Origin of the sequence: Legionella steigerwaltii (genome assembly GCF_001468065.1) — a bacterium.
Taxonomy (GTDB): Bacteria; Pseudomonadota; Gammaproteobacteria; order Legionellales; family Legionellaceae; genus Legionella; species Legionella steigerwaltii.
Window position 1 is genome coordinate 200,479 of the sequence record NZ_LNYZ01000005.1, and the last position, 20,817, is coordinate 221,295.

Below are 20,817 nucleotides of genomic sequence, written 5' to 3' on the forward strand. Positions count from 1 at the left end.
AACAACATTCACCTTACTTGCAAACAAACCACGCATATTTCATTTCATAGTGACTTCAGGGCTAGAAATCATGGGCGCATAAATAATACGGCGTAATAAACCATTTCTTTAAAAAGATAATTTCATTGAAATTTATGTTTATAAAAAATACATTATGATTATATATTAATCATATTTCTAATTTCAGCACTATAATAAATATATAATCATTTAAAATGAGAGTGAAGTTATGCGTAGCAAAGGTGGTCTTGGTTCAGTCTTTTTTAGAAATCCAACTCATGCAGGAAGACATTTAGGAAGCCGTCAGTTATGGACTAGAAGCCTAGAATACTCTCAAAAAAATTCAACGCAAATAGTATTTCAAACAAATTGTTTTAAGTCTTCTACTGTGCGAGGCGCTCCTTTTTTTGACTTCACCAGAAACCCTTTCCGTACCCTCTTCTGGGATAATTCAATATATGAGTTTTTATTTAGAGGTATGAGTAAAGCTGAAAGTGATGAGGAGCCAATTAATAAAGCATTAGGAGGTCTTGTAGGACGAAGAGCTCACTTATTACAACATAAGGATCCTGACGTTGTGAGAGAAACTTTAGAGGAGCATCAATCAGGTCATATTGCAGGAATATCTCTTACAAAAAAATTCAGAAGAGGGCTTTCATTTTCTGCGTTCTTAGGTAAGGGGCATGAAGTTTTTATTGTAGACGAACGAAATATACCTAAAAAACATCTCCTGAGACAAGATTATTCAGGTTTCATAGGATATACGACTAGGGACGATGAGCTTAATTATACTTATGAAAAAGAAACAACACCCCCCGCTTTCCATCGCTCATGTGCTTTATGTCGGATAAATCGAGAAGGATGGAATGTATCTATAGAGCATAACCCTCTTTATGTAGATCAAGATATATTAACCAAGGAACTACAACAGGAGTATAGGGGAGTTCTAAAAAAATTCTATAATATTTCTTCTTTTATACGAACAAAAGGATTGCCCTTAAAATTATCTTCAAGTGAAGAGCAAGTAATAAAAGAATACGAAGTTGCCCAAAAAAAATTCTATTTAGATATGATTGAAGAGCTCAAAGGAACTGTTCAAGAGCTTGATGAAGCACATGAAAAAGCAATAGTTAAGGAACTAACTAAAAATCCAATGTTAGAAATAGTAACAAGCAGCGAGTCACAAATCGAAGAAGTCGAAGAAGAGCCAGGAAACCCTTCTTCTGCCTTAAAATCATAAAGTTCTATGGATATAAGCCTTACAATACTGAGTTCATAGGCTCAATCTACGCGCCTCGTAAAGAATCTGTTTCCCAATCTAATGAGAGTCATAAAATTTGGAAAGCAGGAAAATAACTTATCCTTTTATTTCTGCATTTTCTAATACTTTTTTAGATTGTTCTGCGCGATAATTTTTAATTGCGTCCCGATACTCTGGATATTTATTTCCTAGAATCGTTACAGCTAAGATACCCGCATTGATTGCGCCTGCTTTACCTACAGCAAGAGTCCCTACGGGAATTCCTGCGGGCATTTGAACTATGGATAAAAGTGCATCAAGACCATTAATGAACGTCGATGAGGGCATGGGCACACCTAAAACAGGTATTATGGTTTTAGCAGCAACAACACCAGGCAAATGCGCTGCGCCACCTGCTGCAGCGATAAAGACTTCCACGCCACGTTGTTCTGCAGATTTGAGGTAATCAAATAACGCATCGGGGGTGCGGTGTGCTGATAAAGCGCGTACCTCATGAGGAATGTTAAATTTTTCCAGAGTTAAGCTGGCTTCTTCCATAATGGCCCAATCTGATTTTGAACCCATCAGTATTGATACAAGTATATTTGACATATTCATTTCCTCAGTAGAGTTTGATAAAAAGTCTATTATTTATAGGGCGCCTTGTCCGACGTTGCAATGGTGTATATTGCTTCAATCAAGGCCTCTCCTTCCAGTTCCTGTACTCTGGCTTTCAACAATTCTGGAGTATCACCTGCTAAAACAGGACATTTCTTTTGTAAAATAATCGGGCCTGCATCTACCTGCTCAGTAACAAAGTGCACGGTGCAACCGGTTTCGATTTCAGCGGCATCTAAAACGGCTTGGTGTACATCCAGATTCATTAATCCTGCATAAGCAGGCAATAAAGAAGGATGAATGTTAATTATTTTATTTTCCCACTTCAAGACAAATTCAGCAGATAAGATACGCATATAGCCAATTAAAACAATCAGTTCTATGTGATGCTGTGTGAGTATCTCGGATAAATAATTATCAAAATCGCTGCGACTTAATCCTTGAGGATTAATAAACATTGATTTGATCCCGAAATTTTCTGCTTTTTCCAAAATGGGAGCATCTGCTTTATTGCTTAGAACCAGTTCTATAGATGCAGGTAAACGCTGTTGCTTTATTGCGGCAACAACAGCGTTCAGATTAGTCCCTCGAGTTGAGCCAAGTACGGCGATGCGAATCATGAGGCGCGTATCCTTTGCATATGATCAATGCGTTGCTGAATTAATTCTTTTGTACCTATGTCTTCACGATGAAATAAAGGGCCTTCAATTAATGAAATTTCATCTTCAGCTTTTACCTCTGCTGCAAAAATGGAGTCAGCAATTCCTACATAAGCTGCGGTGCGCGAACCTTCAGCAATGATTTGAAGATCAATCTGATTTACTGAAGAAAGGTATAAATGGTCTTGGCAAACTACCTTTGAGAAATCAACAACAAAGTTTTTCTTTGGGGTGTCTGGATAGCCTTCAGGGACTGTGTATTTGCACACGGTAGCCTGTTTGGAAAATTTGACCTTATCTTCACTTAAGTCACCATGAATCATTGCCTGGCATAGGGCAACAAAATCAGACTCTAAAATTGATAACACGTTTAATGATTCGGGATCGCCAAAACGGGCGTTAAATTCAATGACATAAATTCCGTTTTTGGTCGCAATAAAGCTGCCATACAAAATGCCAATATACGGTTCACCATATTCAGAAGACAAAGCCTGAAAGACTGCGTTGTTGATCGAAAGGGCTTCTTGTACGTCATTGGCAGTTAAAAATGGCAAACAATGATCCGTATCTGAATAACTGCCCATACCCCCCGTATTGGGACCTCGGTCGCCGTTATAAGCACGTTTGTGGTCTTGTACTAACGGCATGGGAATGAGCTTTTTGCCATCAGCAAAACACATGAAAGAAAATTCCTGACCAATGAGTTTTTCTTCAATGAGAATGGTCTGTTTTTTATTAAGAATTTCCTGACAAAAACTCAATGCTTCATCAATTGAGTTCAGGTGTTCCCCAGCGACTTTAACTCCTTTTCCACCCATTAAGCCATTTGCTTTAATGACGTAGTTGCCTTCACCAAGTTCGGTGAGAAATGTTTCAACGTGATGAAGCGTCGCAAATTTTTGGTAACGTGGGAGTCCTGCGATATGATGTTTTTTCATTAAATCACGAGCAAACTCTTTAGACGTTTCAATTTGTGCTAATTCTTTTTTCGGTCCTATGGTGGGGATTCCTGCTTGCCATAACGCGTCAGCCATGCCTTTTTCAAGAGGAGCTTCAGGGCCAATAATCGCTAATTCAATTCCCCAGAGTTTTGCCATAGATACTACGGCAGCACAATCCGTGATATCCCCGGCGCAATATTCATCGGTTAGTTGATGGATGCCTGGATTAATTGCTGTACCATAACAAAATAGCGTGGTTTGCTGTGGTGAACGGTGTAGTGCTTTGATGAGTGCATGTTCACGCGCACCAGAACCGATAACAAGAATTTTCATTCAATGATGTCCTCTTTCTTTGGGGGGGTACTTCTACTTGTTTCGCGCTGCAGTTCAAGTTGCTTCATTTTTTCTGCAGTTAATTTTTTACAAAAGTAATCACCATCCATACATGCCATGCAGGGTTTCTTGATTTGATGCTCTCCACGACGCGTTACTGCTTCAATCAGGTCTTCATGTGTTTGATATAATAATGCATCTACACCAAGATAATTGGCAATTTCATCTTCGCTTAGATTCGCAGCAATCAACTCATTGCGGGATGGAATATCAATTCCACTAAAACAGGGATTTTTAAGTGCTGGAGATGTGGAGGCAAAATAAATTTGCTTTGCACCAGATTCTCTTACCATTTTGACAATTTCGCGAGAGGTTGTGCCCCGAACAATACTGTCATCGATAATCATGACGATTTTATTTTTAATTTCAGTTTGTTGTGGGGTTAGTTTGTAACGAATATTCCGACTTCTTGCCTTTTGATTAGGCATAATGAACGTACGGCCTATAAAAGGATTTTTATACAGTCCCTCAGAATAACGGACTCCTAATTCGCTGGCAAAAGACAAAGCGGCGGTATTCGCTGTGAACGGAGCAGGGATTACAATATCCGGAATGAGATCAGGGTGTTTTTTCTTCCATTGGACTGCCAAATTTTGGCCCATGCGTAAACGCGAACGGTATACGCTGACGTTATTGAGCGTTGCATCTGGACGGGCAAAATAAACGTATTCAAAAACGCAAGGTCTGAATTCTTCCATCTTCAGAACGCGACGATGCATCGTACCGTTTAAATCGATAAAAGCGACTTCACCGGGTAAAATATCTCCTTTGGGTTCAAAGCCTAAAGCATAAAAAGGGGTCGTTTCTGATGCAAAAATTGTATCTACAGTTCCATCAGGATTTTCACGTGTTCCCCAAACTAAGGGGCGAATACCATGGGGGTCACGAAAGGCAACAAGTCCTTTGCCAATAATCACAGAAACAATAGAATAGGCTCCTTCTATGCGCTCAAAAATATGTGAGACTGCTTGGGTCAGCAATTCGAAAAAGCTGTCATTGTTTTCCTCATGACTGGAGGCATTGCTGGCCAGATTATCCGCAAGCATCAGTAATAGTGCTTCAGAATCAAGGGAGGAATTAAGATGTCGATGTTGTTTTATACGAATCTCATCGGCCAGTTCCTGGTAATTCGACAGATTGCCATTATGTGCAAGCGCAATACCACGTGGGCTACCAATCCATAAGGGTTGGACATCCGTTTCTGTATAGCCACCTGCGGTAGGATAACGAACATGACCAATGCCTATATTTCCCATGAGTGGTGAGACATTATCAGGAGTAAAAATTTCGCGTACCAAACCTAAGCCATGTTTTGTGTAGAACCGCTGATCACAAGTCAGGATGCCAGCAGCATCCTGTCCTCGGTGTTGTAAATGGATGAGACTCTCATACAGTTCAGAGGCTACTGGTTCATGACTATAAATACCTACTATCCCACACATTGGTTATGTTACCCCAAGTAATTTGCAATATGACGCATGATCCGTTGCTCAGCAGGTTCTTTATGCTCTGCAAAACTGAACTTTTTACCCGTGATTCGTTCATACAACTGAATGTAGCGTGATGAGAGCTCTTCAATTAATTCTTGTGGTGCTTGCGGAAGTTGCTCATCATGATAAGGATCTGAATTTTTTGCAAACCAGAGTCGTAAGAATTCCTTATCAATATTTTCTGGTTCTAATCCAGCTTCAATACGTGCTTGATAACTGTCGGCAAGCCAGTAACGACTGGAGTCAGGGGTATGGATTTCGTCAACTACAATAATCTTTCCATCGGCATCACGGCCAAACTCATATTTGGTATCCACTAAAATCAAGCCATGATTTTTAGCGATTTCAGAACCGCGTTGAAAAAGTTTCAGCGCTAAAGCACTGGCTTCTAGCCAATCCCCTTCAGCCATCCATCCCTCAGAAATAATTTCTGCCGGTGCAATAGGGCGGTCATGAATTTTTTCTTTAGTCGTTGGTGTCAAAACAGGTTGTTCTAATTGTTGATTTTTTCTTAATCCTTCAGGAAAAGTAATCCCACAATATTCACGCACCCCACTTTGATATTGAGTCCAAAGCGAAGTGCTTGTTGTACCACTAATATAGCCTCTTACTACAAATTCAATTGGAAAAACGGTGCACTTTTTGGCAATAACTACATTGGGATCGGGTACAGCAATGATGTGGTTAGGAACAAGGTTTTTGGTTTGTTCAAACCACCATGCACTGGTTAAATTAAGTACTGCACCTTTATAAGGAATTAGGGCAAGGTGTCTGTCAAAGGCGGTAAGCCTATCGGTAGTAACGAGCATGATGGAATCACCCAGATCATATGAATCTCTTACTTTCCCTTGATATTTTTTGCCTACAGGCAAATTCGTTTGATCCAAGCAATAAGCTAAAGCTTTTCGAATTTCATTGTCATAACGAGTTGTCGTAGCGGTAGCATTCATGAGCATAGGGGTTCCCAATAATGTGAGTTAATAAAATAGGGTCTATTAACGTAGAAACATTAGTTTCCTCGCTAGTAAACTGCCATAAAACACCGTGATTTATTTTATTTATTTTTGGTACTTCATAGTGGGTATTAAGGGTTTGCAGCGTTTGCTGTCCCTTTAAATCTTCTTTAGCACGCACGAGAAACGCTAAAGAATTTTTAGAATGAAGTTCATTTAAGGAAACTTCACGTTCTTTGCGATCTGAATACAAAAGTCCTGTTTTTTTGAGTTGTGCAAAATCCTCTGCAGAATCACAATCAATTTCCCAGTGCTCTAAACGAGTTACAGTGACTGCAAAACCTAAGCGTCTTAAGGTTTTTTGTACCGTCAATGCTTGGTTATCCGTGATAATGAGCTTAACAAGACAAATTTGGCTACTAGGAATTTTGCTAAAGTTTTTGGGTTTGTGATCCATACTATCCCGGGTTATGGCTACGCCTGCACCCAGGCTACAATTACTGAGGTTTTGATGTGCCATATTTTGTAGCCTGGGTGCAGGCGTAGCCGTAACCCGGGGTAATGCGGTAAAGTCATTGTGTTCTTCTATATAATCACGCATGGACGCAAAAATAGGGTCCCCATTTATCGTGCGCTCAGGGTGTGGCATCATGGCCATGACATTTCCTGCTTGGTTGGTCACTGCAGCTATATTACCTGCAGAGCCATTCGGATTAATCGGGAAATTATCAATAATATTGCCTTCTGCATCACAATACTGGAATAAATTTAAACCATGCTGTTCTATCTTCTTTAGCAAAGAATCGGGCATTAAAAAACGTCCTTGCGCATGGGCAATGGGAAGATGAATTATATCAGTCGTTTTAAGATGACGTGTAAAGGCATTATGTTGGTGATTTTCTGATAATCGCATGTGTGCCCAGGCATTATAAAAACCGGTTCCTACTATTTTTCCATTGGCAATGCGCTTATTCTCGGTAAGTGCCATACTAATGTCATCAGGATTAAAGCCGGGTACTAAACCTGACTCGACCAGTATTTGTGCGCCATTGCAGATCCCTAATACCGGTTTGCCTTGTTCACTCTGTGCCTTGATTTCTTGAATTACTGGATCAAGTGCTGCAATAATTCCTGCGCGGGAACGATCTTCATAAGAAAAACCCCCAATAAGGATATAACCATCTAATTGACGTAGTTTCTCTAAAGGCTCATTCCACAGAAACTCGACGGGCTCCATGCCAACGCGTTTTACAGCAAGCGCTGTTTCTCGTTCACAATTGGAACCTGGAAATTGAATTAAACCAATGCGTATCATAACAGTTGCACCTTTTGATCTCCTCTTACGACATGGCCAATTTCATAAAGAGGGAACGATGGAAAATCACAGAGTACCTCGCGTACGGCAGATAAAGTTTCTGGTGCGATAAAAAGAACCAAACCTGCACCCATATTAAACGTACGATACATATGCTCATCATCCAGATGACCTAATTTACGTAATAAATTAAATATAGGTAGCTCGGGAATTTGTTTTTTATGAATTTCTACACCGCAATGTTTCGGTAAAATACGGGGAATGTTTTCCAGTAAACCGCCACCTGTGATATGTGCCATTCCTTTAATGGGGATATTTTTTTCCAAAATACTCAAAATCGGTCTGGTGTAATTAATATGCGGTGTTAAAAGTTCTTCGCCAATGCTATGGGAAAAATCTTGAAATTGTGATTCTACTTTATAGCCTGCAACATCAAAGAGCAGTTTTCTTGCTAATGAATAACCATTGGTATGCAAGCCACTTGAAGGGAAGGTAACAACCAGATCGCCTTCACAGATTGCTTTGCCTTCAATTGCTTTATTTTTTTCAACTACCCCGGTAATCACTCCGACCAAATCCAGTTCGCCCGGTAAATAAGTTCCCGGCATTTCTGCAGTTTCACCACCGACTAAAGAAATGTGGTTTTCTTTACAGGCTTTGACCATACCCTTAATGATCTGCTCAACAATTTCTGGTTTTAATTTATCGTTTGCGATGTAATCAAGCAGAGTAAGTGGTTTTGCCCCTAAAACAATAATGTCATTGGTCGTGGCACTGACTAAATCAATCCCGATGGTATCGAATTTTTGCATCATTTTGGCGACCATCATTTTAGTCCCCACACCATCAATGCTTTGCACAAGAACTGGATGCTCATAATCCTGCAGCAGGTTTTTGAGATCGTACATGGCACCAAAGCTGCCAATTCCAGTAAGTACTTGCGGCGAAAAGGTGCTTTCCACCGATTTTTTAATACTACGAACTGCTTCATTGCCTGCTTCTATGTCTACACCTGCAGCTTTATAATCAATAATTGACATTATATGAGCCTCTCAACTAAACCATTTTTCCAGGCAGTTTTGGCTGCACTGATTGACAGATTGATAACCGAATTCATTATCAAGGTTGGGGTTACTGTTGTTTCACCTATAGATTGAAACGATACAGAATATTTGTGGAATATTTGTTCCAGCATGCTTATGTTTTTCGGGGACACTTCGAGGATAAATCCACCGCTTTCTGAAAACAGTTTTTTATCATTGGGTAAATCACCGGAAATAAAAACATTCACTCCAATTTCATTTTTAAAACTCATTTCTGCCAGGGCAACTGCGATACCTCCTTCGGAAATATCATGCGCTGACAATACCAGGCCTGCTTGCATTGCTGCATGTACGGCGCTGATTTCATCTGCAAATGCAGCAAGATCGGGTTTAGGGAGTTGACTGCCCAACTGGTTGTGTAACTGGTAATACACACTACCACCACATTCATCTTTACGTGCACCCACCATCAAGAGCACTGAATTAGGTTGCTTGAAATCATAAGTGATTGTTTGAGATGAATCATTCATTGCGCCAATGCAACTGATTATAGGGCTTGGTGGAATGGCGCCTTGAGCTGATTCGTTATAAAGCGACACATTACCCGAAATAATAGGGAGGCTCACACTGCGATCGGCAAACATTTTTACCGCATGACATGCATCGACTATGCCGCGCACTGAGTCAACAAATTCGCCCATTTGTTCTGGATTTTCAGGATTACCAAAACACAAACAGTCGGTCAAAGCAAGAGGCCAGGCACCTACTGCTACGATATTACGCACTGATTCGATGACTGCATTCACCGCGCCCCAATAGGCGTCAATTTTATTATAACGCGGGTTATGATCGACGGATAAAGCAACGCCAGTACGCTGAATTTCTTCTGGGTATTTATCCTCATTAAACGGGGCAATCACTCCAGCATCAGCCCAGCCTGGCTCCACAACAGAACGACCTTGAACCTGCTTGTCATAACTTTCATAAATCGGAGCACGCGAGGCTATGTTTTCGTGAGCAAGTAAACTCAATAATTGTTCATTGAAATCACTCACAGTGATGTGCTTTGGCTCACTATGTGTCTGTTGTTTTATACTGTAGGGGCGATCATAAAGAATTCCCTTAGTAATGTCTTCTGATCGTGCAGAGACAATTTTTTTCCCTTGAGCGTTAACGACATATAAACCATCATTTCTTATTTTGCCCACAACAGTTGCTTGTGCTCCATCACAGATTTCTGGGAGCGCAAAACGTTCGTTGTAATGTTTTAAGAAGGTATCAACCAATTCTTTAGGAACAACCCACATAAAACGTTCTTGAGTTTCAGAACATAAGACAACAGCGGGTAATAAATTGTCCATACTGGTAGGCACAAGATCAAGGTTGATTTCTGCTCCATATCCGCTGGCCTCTGCCAACTCAACGCTGGCACAAGCAATTCCGCCAGCACCTAAATCTTTGAAGCCGACGCGATCAATTAGATTTTCTTCACGCAGGAATTCAAACATAGCATAATTGGCTTTAAGAATATGTCGTTGCAAAAACGCATTAGGCTCTTGTACTGCTCCTTTATTTTGCTCTTGTTGTTCTTCAACAAGGGTTGCCGAAGCAAAGGCTGCACCACCAAAACCACTGTTGTCTGTGGGTTTACCGACTAATATAAACTGATAATCTTCTGCGTTAGGGGGTGCATAGGAATGGATAATTTGATCTTCTCGGACTACACCTAAGGTGACTACAGTGACCAAACAATTTTCATTATAAGCTTCGTCATAATAGGTGTCGCCACCGAGATTAGGGATGCCAAGTGGATTTGCATAGCCAGCAATTCCCTGCACTACTCCCTGATGTATCCACTTTGTTTTTGGACGATTAATATCTCCAAAGCGCAAACTGTCAGCAACGGCAATGACTTCTGCTCCCATACAGCATACGTCACGTACATTTCCACCCACTCCTGTTGCTGCGCCTTCGAAAGGTACTAGTTGTGAGGGATGATTGTGTGATTCATGGCTTACTACAATACCATAACGTCTATTTTGTTTGTCCGTAGCGACTGCCACAATTCCTGCATCCTCTTTGGGACCGAGAATAACGTGCGGTGCTTTAGTATTAAATTGGTTAAGGTGTTTGCGACTGCTTTTGTAGGAACAATGTTCCGAGCCCTGAATTGACCATAAGACACATTCAGCATAGGTTGGTGGTCTTTTTAATAAGGTATTCTGAATGGTGAGGGCTTCATCGGGAGTTAGGCGCAAGCTAAAACGTTGGAGTAAATGAGCTATTTCCTCCAAGGACAGCTGAGAGAAATCAAAACAATCCGGGGCATCTTGCATTTTAGGGGATCTGACCTTTGGCTAAAACGTGCCTAATTTTAATGTTTTTTTGCATGTAAAGCAACACATTTTTTGCATTTACTTAACAATCTGGTCAAAAATTTACAAATTTTAGGCGTGACATTTTTGTAGCCTGGGTGCAGCGTAGCGGAACCCGGGGTAAGAAATTAATTTGTATTTCCGAAGCCCCGGGTTACGGCTGCGCCTTCACCCAGGCTACATTTAATAAAGAAATGAATGTATTAAGATTGATTTGACTCCTTCCACAATTTCTCCACGATTTTTGGATTTGCCAAAGTGGATATATCCCCCAATTCATCAAGACTCTCTATTTCCTTGCCTGCAATCTTACGTAAGATACGACGCATGATTTTGCCTGAGCGGGTTTTGGGTAAATCACTAACAACATGAATGACATCAGGCTTGGCTATAGGGCTTATTTCTTTATTGACCTGCTGGATTAATTCCGTCTCTAATTTGTCATCAGCCACGTAATCCTGTTTTAAAATGACATAGGCATAAATGCCTTGGCCTTTAAGATCATGGGGAATACCTACTACCGCTGCTTCAGCAACAGCAGGATGACTCACTAAGGCACTTTCGATTTCTGCAGTCCCTAAGCGATGTCCTGAAACATTAATCACATCATCTACTCGTCCCGTAATCCAATAATCACCATCCTCATCTCGTCTCGCACCATCTCCCGTAATGTAATAACCGTGGTGTAAATAGGTCATACAATAACGTGGGTGATCGCCGGCAATCGTTCTTGCCATAGAAGGCCAGGGGTATTTTATCGCTAAAAATCCCTCCCCGGCGCCCATGATTTCATGACCATGTTCATTGAGTAACACAGGAACGATGCCTGGAATAGGTTGGCGTGCTGAGCCTGGTTTGTGGATGGATTCATCCGCTCTAGGGCTAATCATCACAGCCCCAGTTTCAGTTTGCCACCAAGTATCTACGATAGGGCATCTGTTTTGACCTACTTTTTGATAATACCACTGCCATGCTTCGGGATTAATAGGCTCGCCAACAGAGCCAAGTAATCGTAAGGAACGCCGAGAGCTGGAGTCTAACCATTCATCGCCGGCACGCATTAAGGCACGTATGGCTGTGGGCGCAGTATAAAATACATTGACTTGATGCTTATCTACGATGTGCCAATTCCTAGAAAAATCAGGCCAAGTAGGAATTCCTTCGTAAATTAGGGTTGTAATTCCGTTACAAAGCGGACCGTATACTACATAACTATGTCCTGTAACCCAGCCTATATCAGCGGTACACCAAAAAACTTCATCTTTTTGACAATTAAAGATGAGTTGATGGGTGTAAGCGGTTTGTACTAAATAACCTCCTGTTGTATGAACCACTCCTTTTGGTTGGCCAGTACTTCCAGAGGTATACAATATGAATAGAGGATCTTCCGCATCCATGGGTTCGGGATCACAGTGCGTGCTTACTTTTTCTTTGAGCTCATGCCACCAATGATCTTTATTTTTATCAAAAGGAGTAGGAGTATCACTTGTTTTGACCAGAAGCCTTTGTAAGGGCAGATCATGGCATGCTTCATCAACCTGTTCCTTAAGAGTAATTAATTTACCACCCCGATTAAAATGATTTGCAGTGATCAGACAAGAACATTCAGAAGCAAGTATGCGTTGCCTTAATGCATGGGCAGAAAAACCGGCAAATATGACCGTATGCACGGCGCCAATACGTGTGCAAGCAAGCATGGCAATTGCTGCTTCAGGGATCATGGGTAAATAAATCGCTACTTTATCTCCCTTTTTTACCTTTAAGTGTTTGAGCACATTACTCATGCGGCACACCTCAGCATGTAACTCAGCAAAGCTTAGGGTTCTACTTTGGGTTGGCTCATCGCCTTCCCAAATAATTGCTGGCTGATTCGCTTTGTAAGGTAAATGCCGATCCAAGCAATTCATGCTGACATTCAATTTTCCACCTTTGAACCAGGTGACATCACCATGTTTTAATCCACCAGCGAGTACGGTATCCCAAGGTTGAAGCCAATCTACAGTTTGTTGGGCCACTTCAGACCAAAACTCACTGATTGAATCTTCTGTTGGAGTTAATATTGGATTACGCAAACGAGCATGCATGTTATACCTCTTCGCCTTGGGAAATCAGTTTAATAATTGCAGAAAAATCAGAATTACCTAGACCTTTATCGATGAAATGCTGATAAATCATGGTTGCTTTTGCGCCTAAAGGAGTGTTTACATTGACTGACTGAGCTGAGTCCTGACTAAGCAGTAAGTCCTTGAGCATCATTGCTGCTGCAAATCCAGGTTTGTAATCATTATTGGCTGGAACGTTTTCTAAAACCCCGGGAACTGGTGCATATTTGGTCATTGCCCAGCATTGTCCTGATGCATTACTGACAACTTCAAAAAGTTTTTGGGGTGATAATTGCAGTTGTTCTGCGAGGGTAAATGCCTCTGAAATTGCAATCATGGAGATTCCTAGGATCATGTTATTACATATTTTCGCTGCTTGTCCGCTTCCTGCACCGCCAGTGTGAATGATTTTTTGTCCCATAGTTGCCAAAATAGGTTGGGCAGCATGGAACGCTTTTTCTTCACCACCCACCATGAAGGTTAATGTGGCTGCTCCTGCTCCAGCGACGCCACCAGATACCGGGGCATCGACAACTTGGAGATGGTATTGTTTGGCTAGATGATGCACCTCGCGCGAACTGTTGACATCAATAGTCGAGCAATCAATAAATAAAGCGCCTTTTTTTGCTGCTTGGAATAAGCCATTATTGCCATGACAAACGTTCAATACTTGTTGGCCGTTTTGCAGCATCGTAATCAATACATCTTTTTCTTTGGCGACTTCATGTGTGTTTTGCGCGATCAGCCCACCTGCTTGGGAAAAATGCTGCAAGGCGGTTTGTTGTAAGTCATAACCGGTTACTTCATGTCCTGCTTTAACGAGATTAATGGCCATGGGTAAGCCCATATGTCCAAGTCCCACAAATCCTATTTTTGCCATTGAGTTCTCCATGTAATGTACAAAAATGTAGTAATGTAGCCTGGGTGGAGGCGTAGCCGTAACCCGGGTTATTTTTTTAATAATAAATTTCCCGGGTTACGGCTACGCCTCCACCCAGGCTACATTGATTATTCTATTGTATTAATCATGCGTTGGCATAATAAAAGCACTTTCTTTAATTTCAGTGACTGGCCATTTACTGGTGACCGTTTTGCGTCGAGTATAGAAATTGATGCTTTCTTGTCCATGCATATTGGTGTCACCAAAAGAAGAATGTTTCCAGCCTCCAAAGGGATGATTGGCAATAGGAACAGGGATAGGGATGTTAATCCCAACCATCCCAACTTGTACGCGTTGGCTGTATTCGCGAGCACTAAATCCATCCCGTGTGAAGATTGCAGTGCCGTTACCGTATTGATTTCTATTGACCAAAGCGAGCGCTTCTTCGAAATTATTGGTACGAACAATGACCAGAACGGGGCCAAAAATTTCATTTTGATAGATGGACATGTTTTCATGCACATGATCAAACAGACATGGACCCATGAAGAAACCTTGTGGATGTTCAGGATGTTTAAATGCTCTGCCATCAATGATTAATTTGGCGCCTTCGCTTATCCCTTTATCTACCGCGGCCAGGACTTTTTCTCTATGGGGTCCACTAACTAACGGTCCCATATCTGTGTTAGGCAGATCCCCAGCGTTGATGCGAGTCGCTTTGATTTGCGGCATCATTTTTTCAATTAAAGCATCCGCTGTGTGTTCACCCACAGTCACAGCAACAGATATAGCCATGCATCGTTCACCAGCAGAACCATAAGCTGCCCCTACAATCGCAGAAGCGGCTTGATCCAGATCAGCATCAGGCATCACAATGCAATGGTTTTTAGCACCACCAAAAGTATGGGCACGTTTTCCATGAGATGTTGCCGTAGAATAAATATGTTGGGCGACCGGTGTAGAAGCAACTGCAGTAAAGGCAGCTATGTCCGGATGTGCCAGTAAATAGTCTACGGTTGATTTATCACCATGGACACAATTGGCAACGCCAGCTGGTAATCCTGCATCACTTAATAACTCCAATAAGCGGACAGGAGCAGAAGGGTCTTGTTCGGAAGGTTTTAAGATGAACGTATTGCCACAAGCAATTGCTGGAATCATCATCCACACGGGAACCATGACTGGGAAATTAAAAGGAGAGACTCCCGCGCACACTCCTATGGGTTGTCTTAATGTATGACAATCAATCCCATTGGTTACATCGGCAGAAAAATCGCCTTGAAGTTGATTGACCAGACCGCAATGTAATTCCACTACTTCTATAGCACGTGCCACAGAACCTTTGGCATCATCCAAAGTCTTTCCATGTTCACGAGTAATGATGCGTGCCAGATCCAGTTGGTTTTTTTCTAATAGTTCTCGGAACTTAAAAAGTATTCGTGCTCTTTTTATGGCAGGAGTTTGTGCCCATAATATCCCTGCTTCTTTAGCAGCAGCAATTGCTTTATCGCAAAGCGATTTCGACGCAAAATGAACCTGACCAATCACTTCTCCTAAAGCCGGATTATAGATAGAGTGAGCTGTAGTATTCGTTTCACTGATTAATTGGCCACCAATATAATGTTGTACAATGTAGCTCATTAGTAAACTCCTTTTTATTATTTTTTATCAAATTAAGTGATTATTGTAATTGTTTCATGGAATTATTTATACAATAATAACGAAGAGATTAGGACTAAAATAACCTCTTTTTGAATCGCTCATTGGAGTTATTTTGAACTGAGGTAAGTAGTTAAGGAAATTAATCTATGGGAAAAGGAATTACTTTACGTGTACCTTATGGTACCGAATTATCACCAGAATTACTTCAAGCATTAGAAGTTCGCTTTCCTGGCTATGTACTAGAAACTTACCATCAGAAACCTGATTATCGTCGCAGTTTTGGACGTCGGGTTAATAGCCTTAACAAAGCGTTCAAATTCCTTCTTGATGCTTATCCATTACCTTTAAAGAGCAGTTTTTTAACTAAGGAAACACTCCATGATTATGTCGATGAGTGTAAAGATTCTGCTTTAGATGCAAAAGGTTCAACAGATGAGTTACATAAAGAATTAGAAAAATATACTGCCAAATTAATTGAGGTAATTGCTTTAGTTTGGGGTACTTCTAACAAAGAAGCGATTGAGCTGTTAAATGAGGCGGAACAATATGAATTAATGGGGCATGGTCGTCATGATCTAGCAACATTAATGCCTATGAAGCTGGGAGAGGATATAGACTATGTTATCCAATTCGACGAATCACTTCCTCCTTACTACGAGCAATTAGTTAATGAATTAAAACAAATAAAAGCCAAGAAATATCCGAAAACTCCACTCTGGCTGTCCAACCTTAATGAATATCAACAAGCCTATTTTTGCAATCTGGATCGAAAGATTAGCAGTCCTACTGAAGTGGTTCAGGATTTTAATAATTTTTTACTTACTTGGTCATCAATAAATAAGAAAGCGCTGAGTCCGCTGAGCTTAAGTATGGAACTGCAACAAATTGCAGCTAATTCTGTGCTTCCTGAATGGTTTAAGCAGCTGAAACCTCATTTGCAAGAAATGATCCGCGTTTTGGCAGCTGATCCGGTTAACCTGGACGAAAATCTAAAACAATTTAAAAAGCTGATTATCTCTGAGAGTTTTAAGAAAGAGAGTGCTGATACGCTGGCACACATCTCAAGCTTGCCACAATGGTATTGGGTATTGCCGCATCACCAACAGTTTTTTTTGGAGCATGTACTAAAAGGTGTTGATAAAGTAGAAGATGCGGTTACTTTTTTATCCAGCCGTCATCGTACTTTACCTTTGCCTGCAAATTATGCAGCTCATAGTTTATTGGGAATAAGTCACAATGGAAAAGTAATCCGTGAGCTCTCAAAAAAGCGATATCGTTCCAGCCACATTGCAACCCGGGATGGGTTGGAGTGGCCAGCAGCAGTGCAACAACGGCATAGCGATTCGAATTTGGCTAAAGTGATGGAGCACGCGCAATCTGGACAACTTGCACTATTACAAACGCTGATTAGTCCAATTCATGCTGTAGACTATGTACCGACTTGGATTACAGATTATTTACCAACATTACCTCCAGATTTGGAGTTGTACAAATTAGCGCGTGCTGCGGTAGAGCGGCGGGCAAAGATTCAATCCATCCAGCAGAATAATCATCCTTATAATTTAGCAAAACGGCTGTATTATACCCAGTCAAATGATAAAGACAGTTTAAGTTTATTGGCTGTCGCAAAGAAATACGCTTCCTCGACACCAGGATTACAGACACTTCTGGATCAATACAAAAGTGTTCTGGAGTCGAAAGCAGGTTCTGCAACGGTTTTTGATTATGCTGGCAGAGAATTGTTTTTGAGCTCTTTGGAACAGTTAATTATTTTGGCCATTGACGGACATCCTTATGGTTCTTGTGTGAGCGGTAAGGATAGAAAAGCCATAGAGCTTATCCATACTGATGCGATGATTCTTTATAAAGAACTTTATGGATGCTGGCCCATATTCGATGAACCTCAAGCTAAAGATCGCATTCGTTTTGTTTCGCTAGTAGCCGATCTTTATATGAGTCGCCATCAACAGGAACATGCCGGACAGAATGCGCCAGGATCTGAGGCCTGCAAAACTCCTGATTGGTATTTACCAGAGGATATTGCCACTGAAATTAAAAAGCGTCTAGATAATGATAGAGCCCTTAAAGAAGAGGATCGGGTCGCAACGAATAATGAGGTAAAGAATATTTTTATTGGTGGCCATAAAAAAGTAAAAGAATATTTATTACCAAAAGACACATTGCAATGTCGTTTGGTTGCTCGGCAATTAGGTAATGCAAATTGCAATCGACTTTACGATGCCCTCCATCCTTTAATCAACGAGAAAAGTTTATTTGCTCCAGTAGAATCAAGTTCATGGTCTGCACTGTTTTTTCCTGACACGTCGCCAACAACTCCTGAAGGAATAGAGCAGATTTCCGACCTCATGTTAAGCCCTAGTTCTGGAAAAGATAATCTTGTGCGGATCGAAAAAATATTGCAAATTGTATTAGATAGACCTCCAACAGGTTCAAGCCGCTCTGATGCAACCAAGTCTGTTTACGGGCGTTTCCGCGCATTTTTAGAATCGAATAAAGACCACGTCAATTATACTGGATTGGTAGACGAGACAGTAGAAGAATGGGCCGGCTTGTTTAATAAGTCCAAAGAATCACATCATAGTGAGATACCTGTTCATAATTAAATTCAAAGAGCCCGGTTTCATTTTGTTATCCGGGCTTTAGATTCTAGAAGTTAAAGTAAATGCTCAAGTCCATAAATTAATGTAGATAATCCTGACACCTTTTGGCAGGACAAGATAATCCCCGGCATAAAACTACGTCGGTCAATACAGTTATCGGTAATGGTTAATGTTTCACCTTCACTACCAAAAATGACTTGTTGGCGGGCAATAACTCCTGGAAGACGTAAAGAATGGATACTGACGTCACAATGTGTTCCACCACGAGCGCCAGGGATTAATTCTTTGAGATTTAGTTTATTTTTAGGATTTTTTCTTGCTGCAGCAATCATTTCAGCAGTTTTTAACGCAGTTCCTGATGGCGCATCAAGTTTTTGTTGATGATGTACCTCAATAATTTCTACCTCAGGCAAGTATTCGGCAGCCTTAGCTGCAAAGAGCATCATCAAGACGGCACTTATCGAAAAATTAGGTACAATGATTCCACCCAGGCGGCGGCTTTCACATAATGAAGTTAATTCTTTAATTTGATCAGGAAGGAGTCCTGATGTTCCAATAATCGGGTGTGCGCCATGATTTATAATAGTAAGGGTATTGCGGTAAACACAATCTGCACGAGTGAGATCAACAACAATTTGTGCTTTAGTATCTTGAATCGCTTGTGCTAAATCATCTTTTTTGCCGAGTTGCGCAACTAATTCAAATTCCTTGTGATTATCTAGAGTCTCACAAGCTAAAGAGCCCATTTTACCATTGGCCCCATTAACAATAACACGCGTTAACATAGTTCTCCTCACGAAATGAGTTATGATTTTTCTTTTTTGGGTGGGGGATAGTGTGTTCGCAAAGCCCAAATGGTTGCAAAAGGCCATCCAATCACTGTTGCTTGTAAGGCTAAGGCAACAAAGGCGCCTCCAGGATTATCATTCATAAGGAAAACGATCCATGGAAAGAATAAAGCAAGAAGGAATATAAACGTTTTTTGTATGAAGCCTATCATATACTGCTCCCATAAGTCTCAATCGATACGGTAAATCAGCCCGTTAATGGTATCATATAAATGCGTAGGCCAAAAAACGATGGCCAAATGCAAAAAAAGACCTGTTTTATTATAGGGTCATCATCATTTATTTTTCTAGCTTGGTTTCTATTTTTATGCACAGTAACTGAACATGATTAAGGGTACTTGCAAACAATCATTAAACATTGTACATTGTGCGCTCATTCTTAAATGCAAATGATTTTATTTTCTGGATATGACATTTTAATATCTAACAAAGGTACTCTAATGAGAAAACAGGAGCTGCACCCACGCACCGCTGTTATAAATAAAGCTCAAAAAAATAAGTCTAAAAAAGCACGAACCGATGCATTATTGTGGCTCGCTGCACACTTCCCAGAGGCATTTGATAATTCATTACGAATCCGTCCATTAAAAATTGGGATTATGGATGATATTTTGCTTCATGCAGAGCGCGCTGCAGAAATAGGTATTTCCAAAAGTAAATTAAGAGAAGCTGTGGTTTTATTCACACGCCGTCTTGATTATTTGGCATGCCTCAAGCAACGAGAAATGCGTATTGATTTGCATGGTAATGAAGTGGGTGAAGTAAGTGCAGAAGAAGCAGAACACGCTACTGCTAAGATTAAAAAACGTGTTGAGAAAAGCGTCAGAAATGCGCGCAAAATCCTGACAGAAAAAACTACAAACCAACCCGCTTCAAGTCAGCAAAATACAAGTTTCCCGAAAACAAGCCAACCATCCCTACCTCCTGAAGACCACTTCCCTACTTATCCTGTACGTTCCTCAAATTACAATACCTTAAATGCACCAACGCCACCCGTTAGGGCTACCGCGGTAACGGTGAAAAATAAAGCGACCCGACAATATGATCCTGATGTTGTAGCTCGTTTGAAAGAGAAATTAGGGCTCTCACGTAACCCTGAAGAGAAAAAGGAAGTCATTGAATAGTTAATGCAGCCTGGGTTGAAACGCAGCGTAACACGGGTTTTCTATAAGTGTTTTTGATGCGATTTCTCGGATATTAACTTCTTATTTTCCAGTCAAAAATTTTTGAATTTTTCTACCCACACCCGTGACCTATTACCCTGATTCAGTTACCTTCTTTAAACGCTTATACCATAGGGTAAAACTGTTCGTCATAATAAAGTGTTTTTTGGATAGGCTTTATCCAGTTCACTTTTTTTCAAAAGATGGTAATTCTACTGGTACTTCTTCTTTTTCTTTTCTGATATGAGACAAAAGGCTTTTAAATCGTTGTACATTAGATCCCTTTGAATTTTCATATATTGATTTATCTAGTTCTACTTGAATTTCGAGACATCGCTCCTTCTGTGTATCTGTTAAAAAAGGTTCGATTTCTTTATAATTTTTATTTAAAAAAGATAAGACTTTAGAAAATCCTGTTATATTCGTATTTGTTTTATTATTACCCTGGCGTCTAAAAGTTATTGATTTTATGTGATATTCTACGCGCTTTTGACTAAATCAATTTGTTGAGATG

The 20,817-nt window shown here is 40.7% G+C and carries 16 protein-coding genes; 3 read left to right on the forward strand and 13 right to left on the reverse strand.

The genetic code is table 11. The annotated features are described in order from the left end of the window. The first annotated feature begins 229 nt into the window (after positions 1 to 229). Positions 230 to 1,240 carry a hypothetical protein gene (locus tag Lstg_RS04225; protein ID WP_058476417.1) on the forward strand — a complete coding sequence of 337 codons (1,011 nt, stop codon included), beginning with the start codon at positions 230 to 232 and terminating at the stop codon, positions 1,238 to 1,240. A 117-nt stretch (positions 1,241 to 1,357) separates the two neighbouring features. On the opposite strand, the gene purE is transcribed toward Lstg_RS04225, so the two are convergent. The 11 genes from purE to Lstg_RS04280 all read right to left on the reverse strand — a co-directional run bounded on the left by purE (position 1,358) and on the right by Lstg_RS04280 (position 15,650). After that, on the reverse strand, positions 1,358 to 1,852 hold the full coding sequence (gene purE, locus Lstg_RS04230; protein WP_058476418.1) for a 5-(carboxyamino)imidazole ribonucleotide mutase: 495 nt from the start codon (positions 1,850 to 1,852) through the stop codon (positions 1,358 to 1,360). A gap of 35 nt (positions 1,853 to 1,887) precedes the next feature. Then, a complete protein-coding gene (gene purN, locus Lstg_RS04235; protein ID WP_058476419.1) occupies positions 1,888 to 2,478 on the reverse strand; it encodes a phosphoribosylglycinamide formyltransferase in 591 nt (196 codons plus the stop codon). After that, positions 2,475 to 3,791, reverse strand: coding sequence for a phosphoribosylamine--glycine ligase (purD, locus tag Lstg_RS04240; RefSeq protein WP_058476420.1), 1,317 nt, complete (start codon positions 3,789 to 3,791; stop codon positions 2,475 to 2,477). The genes purN and purD overlap by 4 nt, the downstream gene beginning before the upstream one ends. Then, positions 3,788 to 5,293, reverse strand: coding sequence for an amidophosphoribosyltransferase (gene purF / locus Lstg_RS04245; protein ID WP_058476421.1), 1,506 nt, complete (start codon positions 5,291 to 5,293; stop codon positions 3,788 to 3,790). Before purF ends, purD begins: the two co-directional genes overlap by 4 nt. A gap of 8 nt (positions 5,294 to 5,301) precedes the next feature. Then, positions 5,302 to 6,297, reverse strand: a complete 996-nt coding sequence (locus Lstg_RS04250; protein WP_058476422.1) for a phosphoribosylaminoimidazolesuccinocarboxamide synthase — start codon at positions 6,295 to 6,297, stop codon at positions 5,302 to 5,304. Then, the gene (gene purQ / locus Lstg_RS04255; RefSeq protein WP_058476423.1) at positions 6,260 to 7,609 is read right to left on the reverse strand and encodes a phosphoribosylformylglycinamidine synthase I; all 1,350 of its coding nucleotides are present in this window, start codon (positions 7,607 to 7,609) and stop codon (positions 6,260 to 6,262) included. The genes Lstg_RS04250 and purQ overlap by 38 nt, the downstream gene beginning before the upstream one ends. After that, entirely contained in the window at positions 7,606 to 8,649 is a 1,044-nt protein-coding gene (gene purM / locus Lstg_RS04260; RefSeq protein WP_058476424.1) for a phosphoribosylformylglycinamidine cyclo-ligase, read from the reverse strand. Before purM ends, purQ begins: the two co-directional genes overlap by 4 nt. Then, positions 8,649 to 10,988, reverse strand: a complete 2,340-nt coding sequence (purL, locus tag Lstg_RS04265) for a phosphoribosylformylglycinamidine synthase subunit PurL (protein WP_058476425.1) — start codon at positions 10,986 to 10,988, stop codon at positions 8,649 to 8,651. The genes purM and purL overlap by 1 nt, the downstream gene beginning before the upstream one ends. Positions 10,989 to 11,230: 242 nt before the next feature. Further along, positions 11,231 to 13,111: an acetate--CoA ligase gene (gene acs, locus Lstg_RS04270; RefSeq protein WP_058476426.1), complete on the reverse strand. Its 1,881-nt coding sequence runs from the start codon at positions 13,109 to 13,111 to the stop codon at positions 11,231 to 11,233. 1 nt (position 13,112) lies between these two features. Continuing rightward, a complete protein-coding gene (gene mmsB, locus Lstg_RS04275; protein WP_058476427.1) occupies positions 13,113 to 14,009 on the reverse strand; it encodes a 3-hydroxyisobutyrate dehydrogenase in 897 nt (298 codons plus the stop codon). 141 nt (positions 14,010 to 14,150) lie between these two features. Further along, positions 14,151 to 15,650 (reverse strand): CoA-acylating methylmalonate-semialdehyde dehydrogenase, encoded by a 1,500-nt coding sequence (locus tag Lstg_RS04280; RefSeq protein WP_058476428.1) that lies wholly within the window; start codon positions 15,648 to 15,650, stop codon positions 14,151 to 14,153. A gap of 167 nt (positions 15,651 to 15,817) precedes the next feature. Between Lstg_RS04280 and Lstg_RS04285 the strand changes: the two genes are divergently transcribed. Next, positions 15,818 to 18,295: a hypothetical protein gene (locus tag Lstg_RS04285; protein ID WP_058476429.1), complete on the forward strand. Its 2,478-nt coding sequence runs from the start codon at positions 15,818 to 15,820 to the stop codon at positions 18,293 to 18,295. A 50-nt stretch (positions 18,296 to 18,345) separates the two neighbouring features. On the opposite strand, the gene dapB is transcribed toward Lstg_RS04285, so the two are convergent. Together dapB and Lstg_RS04295 are read right to left on the reverse strand one after the other, a co-directional pair. Further along, positions 18,346 to 19,077, reverse strand: coding sequence for a 4-hydroxy-tetrahydrodipicolinate reductase (dapB, locus tag Lstg_RS04290; protein ID WP_058476430.1), 732 nt, complete (start codon positions 19,075 to 19,077; stop codon positions 18,346 to 18,348). Between the two features lie 20 nt (positions 19,078 to 19,097). Continuing rightward, on the reverse strand, positions 19,098 to 19,292 hold the full coding sequence (locus tag Lstg_RS04295; RefSeq protein WP_058476431.1) for a hypothetical protein: 195 nt from the start codon (positions 19,290 to 19,292) through the stop codon (positions 19,098 to 19,100). A gap of 288 nt (positions 19,293 to 19,580) precedes the next feature. Here Lstg_RS04295 and Lstg_RS04300 point away from each other — a divergent pair, with 288 nt between their 5' ends. Further along, positions 19,581 to 20,264 (forward strand): ProQ/FINO family protein, encoded by a 684-nt coding sequence (locus tag Lstg_RS04300; RefSeq protein ID WP_058476432.1) that lies wholly within the window; start codon positions 19,581 to 19,583, stop codon positions 20,262 to 20,264. Positions 20,265 to 20,817 lie beyond the last annotated feature (553 nt).

Coding starts and splice junctions, on each gene's coding strand:
- purN (WP_058476419.1), bottom strand. CDS start 2,478: ATGATTCGCATCGCCGTACTTGGCTCAACTCGAGGGACTAATCTGAAC.
- dapB (WP_058476430.1), bottom strand. CDS start 19,077: ATGTTAACGCGTGTTATTGTTAATGGGGCCAATGGTAAAATGGGCTCT.
- acs (WP_058476426.1), bottom strand. CDS start 13,111: ATGCATGCTCGTTTGCGTAATCCAATATTAACTCCAACAGAAGATTCA.
- Lstg_RS04285 (WP_058476429.1), top strand. CDS start 15,818: ATGGGAAAAGGAATTACTTTACGTGTACCTTATGGTACCGAATTATCA.
- Lstg_RS04295 (WP_058476431.1), bottom strand. CDS start 19,292: ATGATAGGCTTCATACAAAAAACGTTTATATTCCTTCTTGCTTTATTC.
- purD (WP_058476420.1), bottom strand. CDS start 3,791: ATGAAAATTCTTGTTATCGGTTCTGGTGCGCGTGAACATGCACTCATC.
- purF (WP_058476421.1), bottom strand. CDS start 5,293: ATGTGTGGGATAGTAGGTATTTATAGTCATGAACCAGTAGCCTCTGAA.
- mmsB (WP_058476427.1), bottom strand. CDS start 14,009: ATGGCAAAAATAGGATTTGTGGGACTTGGACATATGGGCTTACCCATG.
- purE (WP_058476418.1), bottom strand. CDS start 1,852: ATGTCAAATATACTTGTATCAATACTGATGGGTTCAAAATCAGATTGG.
- Lstg_RS04225 (WP_058476417.1), top strand. CDS start 230: ATGCGTAGCAAAGGTGGTCTTGGTTCAGTCTTTTTTAGAAATCCAACT.
- Lstg_RS04300 (WP_058476432.1), top strand. CDS start 19,581: ATGAGAAAACAGGAGCTGCACCCACGCACCGCTGTTATAAATAAAGCT.
- purQ (WP_058476423.1), bottom strand. CDS start 7,609: ATGATACGCATTGGTTTAATTCAATTTCCAGGTTCCAATTGTGAACGA.
- purL (WP_058476425.1), bottom strand. CDS start 10,988: ATGCAAGATGCCCCGGATTGTTTTGATTTCTCTCAGCTGTCCTTGGAG.
- Lstg_RS04250 (WP_058476422.1), bottom strand. CDS start 6,297: ATGCTCATGAATGCTACCGCTACGACAACTCGTTATGACAATGAAATT.
- purM (WP_058476424.1), bottom strand. CDS start 8,649: ATGTCAATTATTGATTATAAAGCTGCAGGTGTAGACATAGAAGCAGGC.
- Lstg_RS04280 (WP_058476428.1), bottom strand. CDS start 15,650: ATGAGCTACATTGTACAACATTATATTGGTGGCCAATTAATCAGTGAA.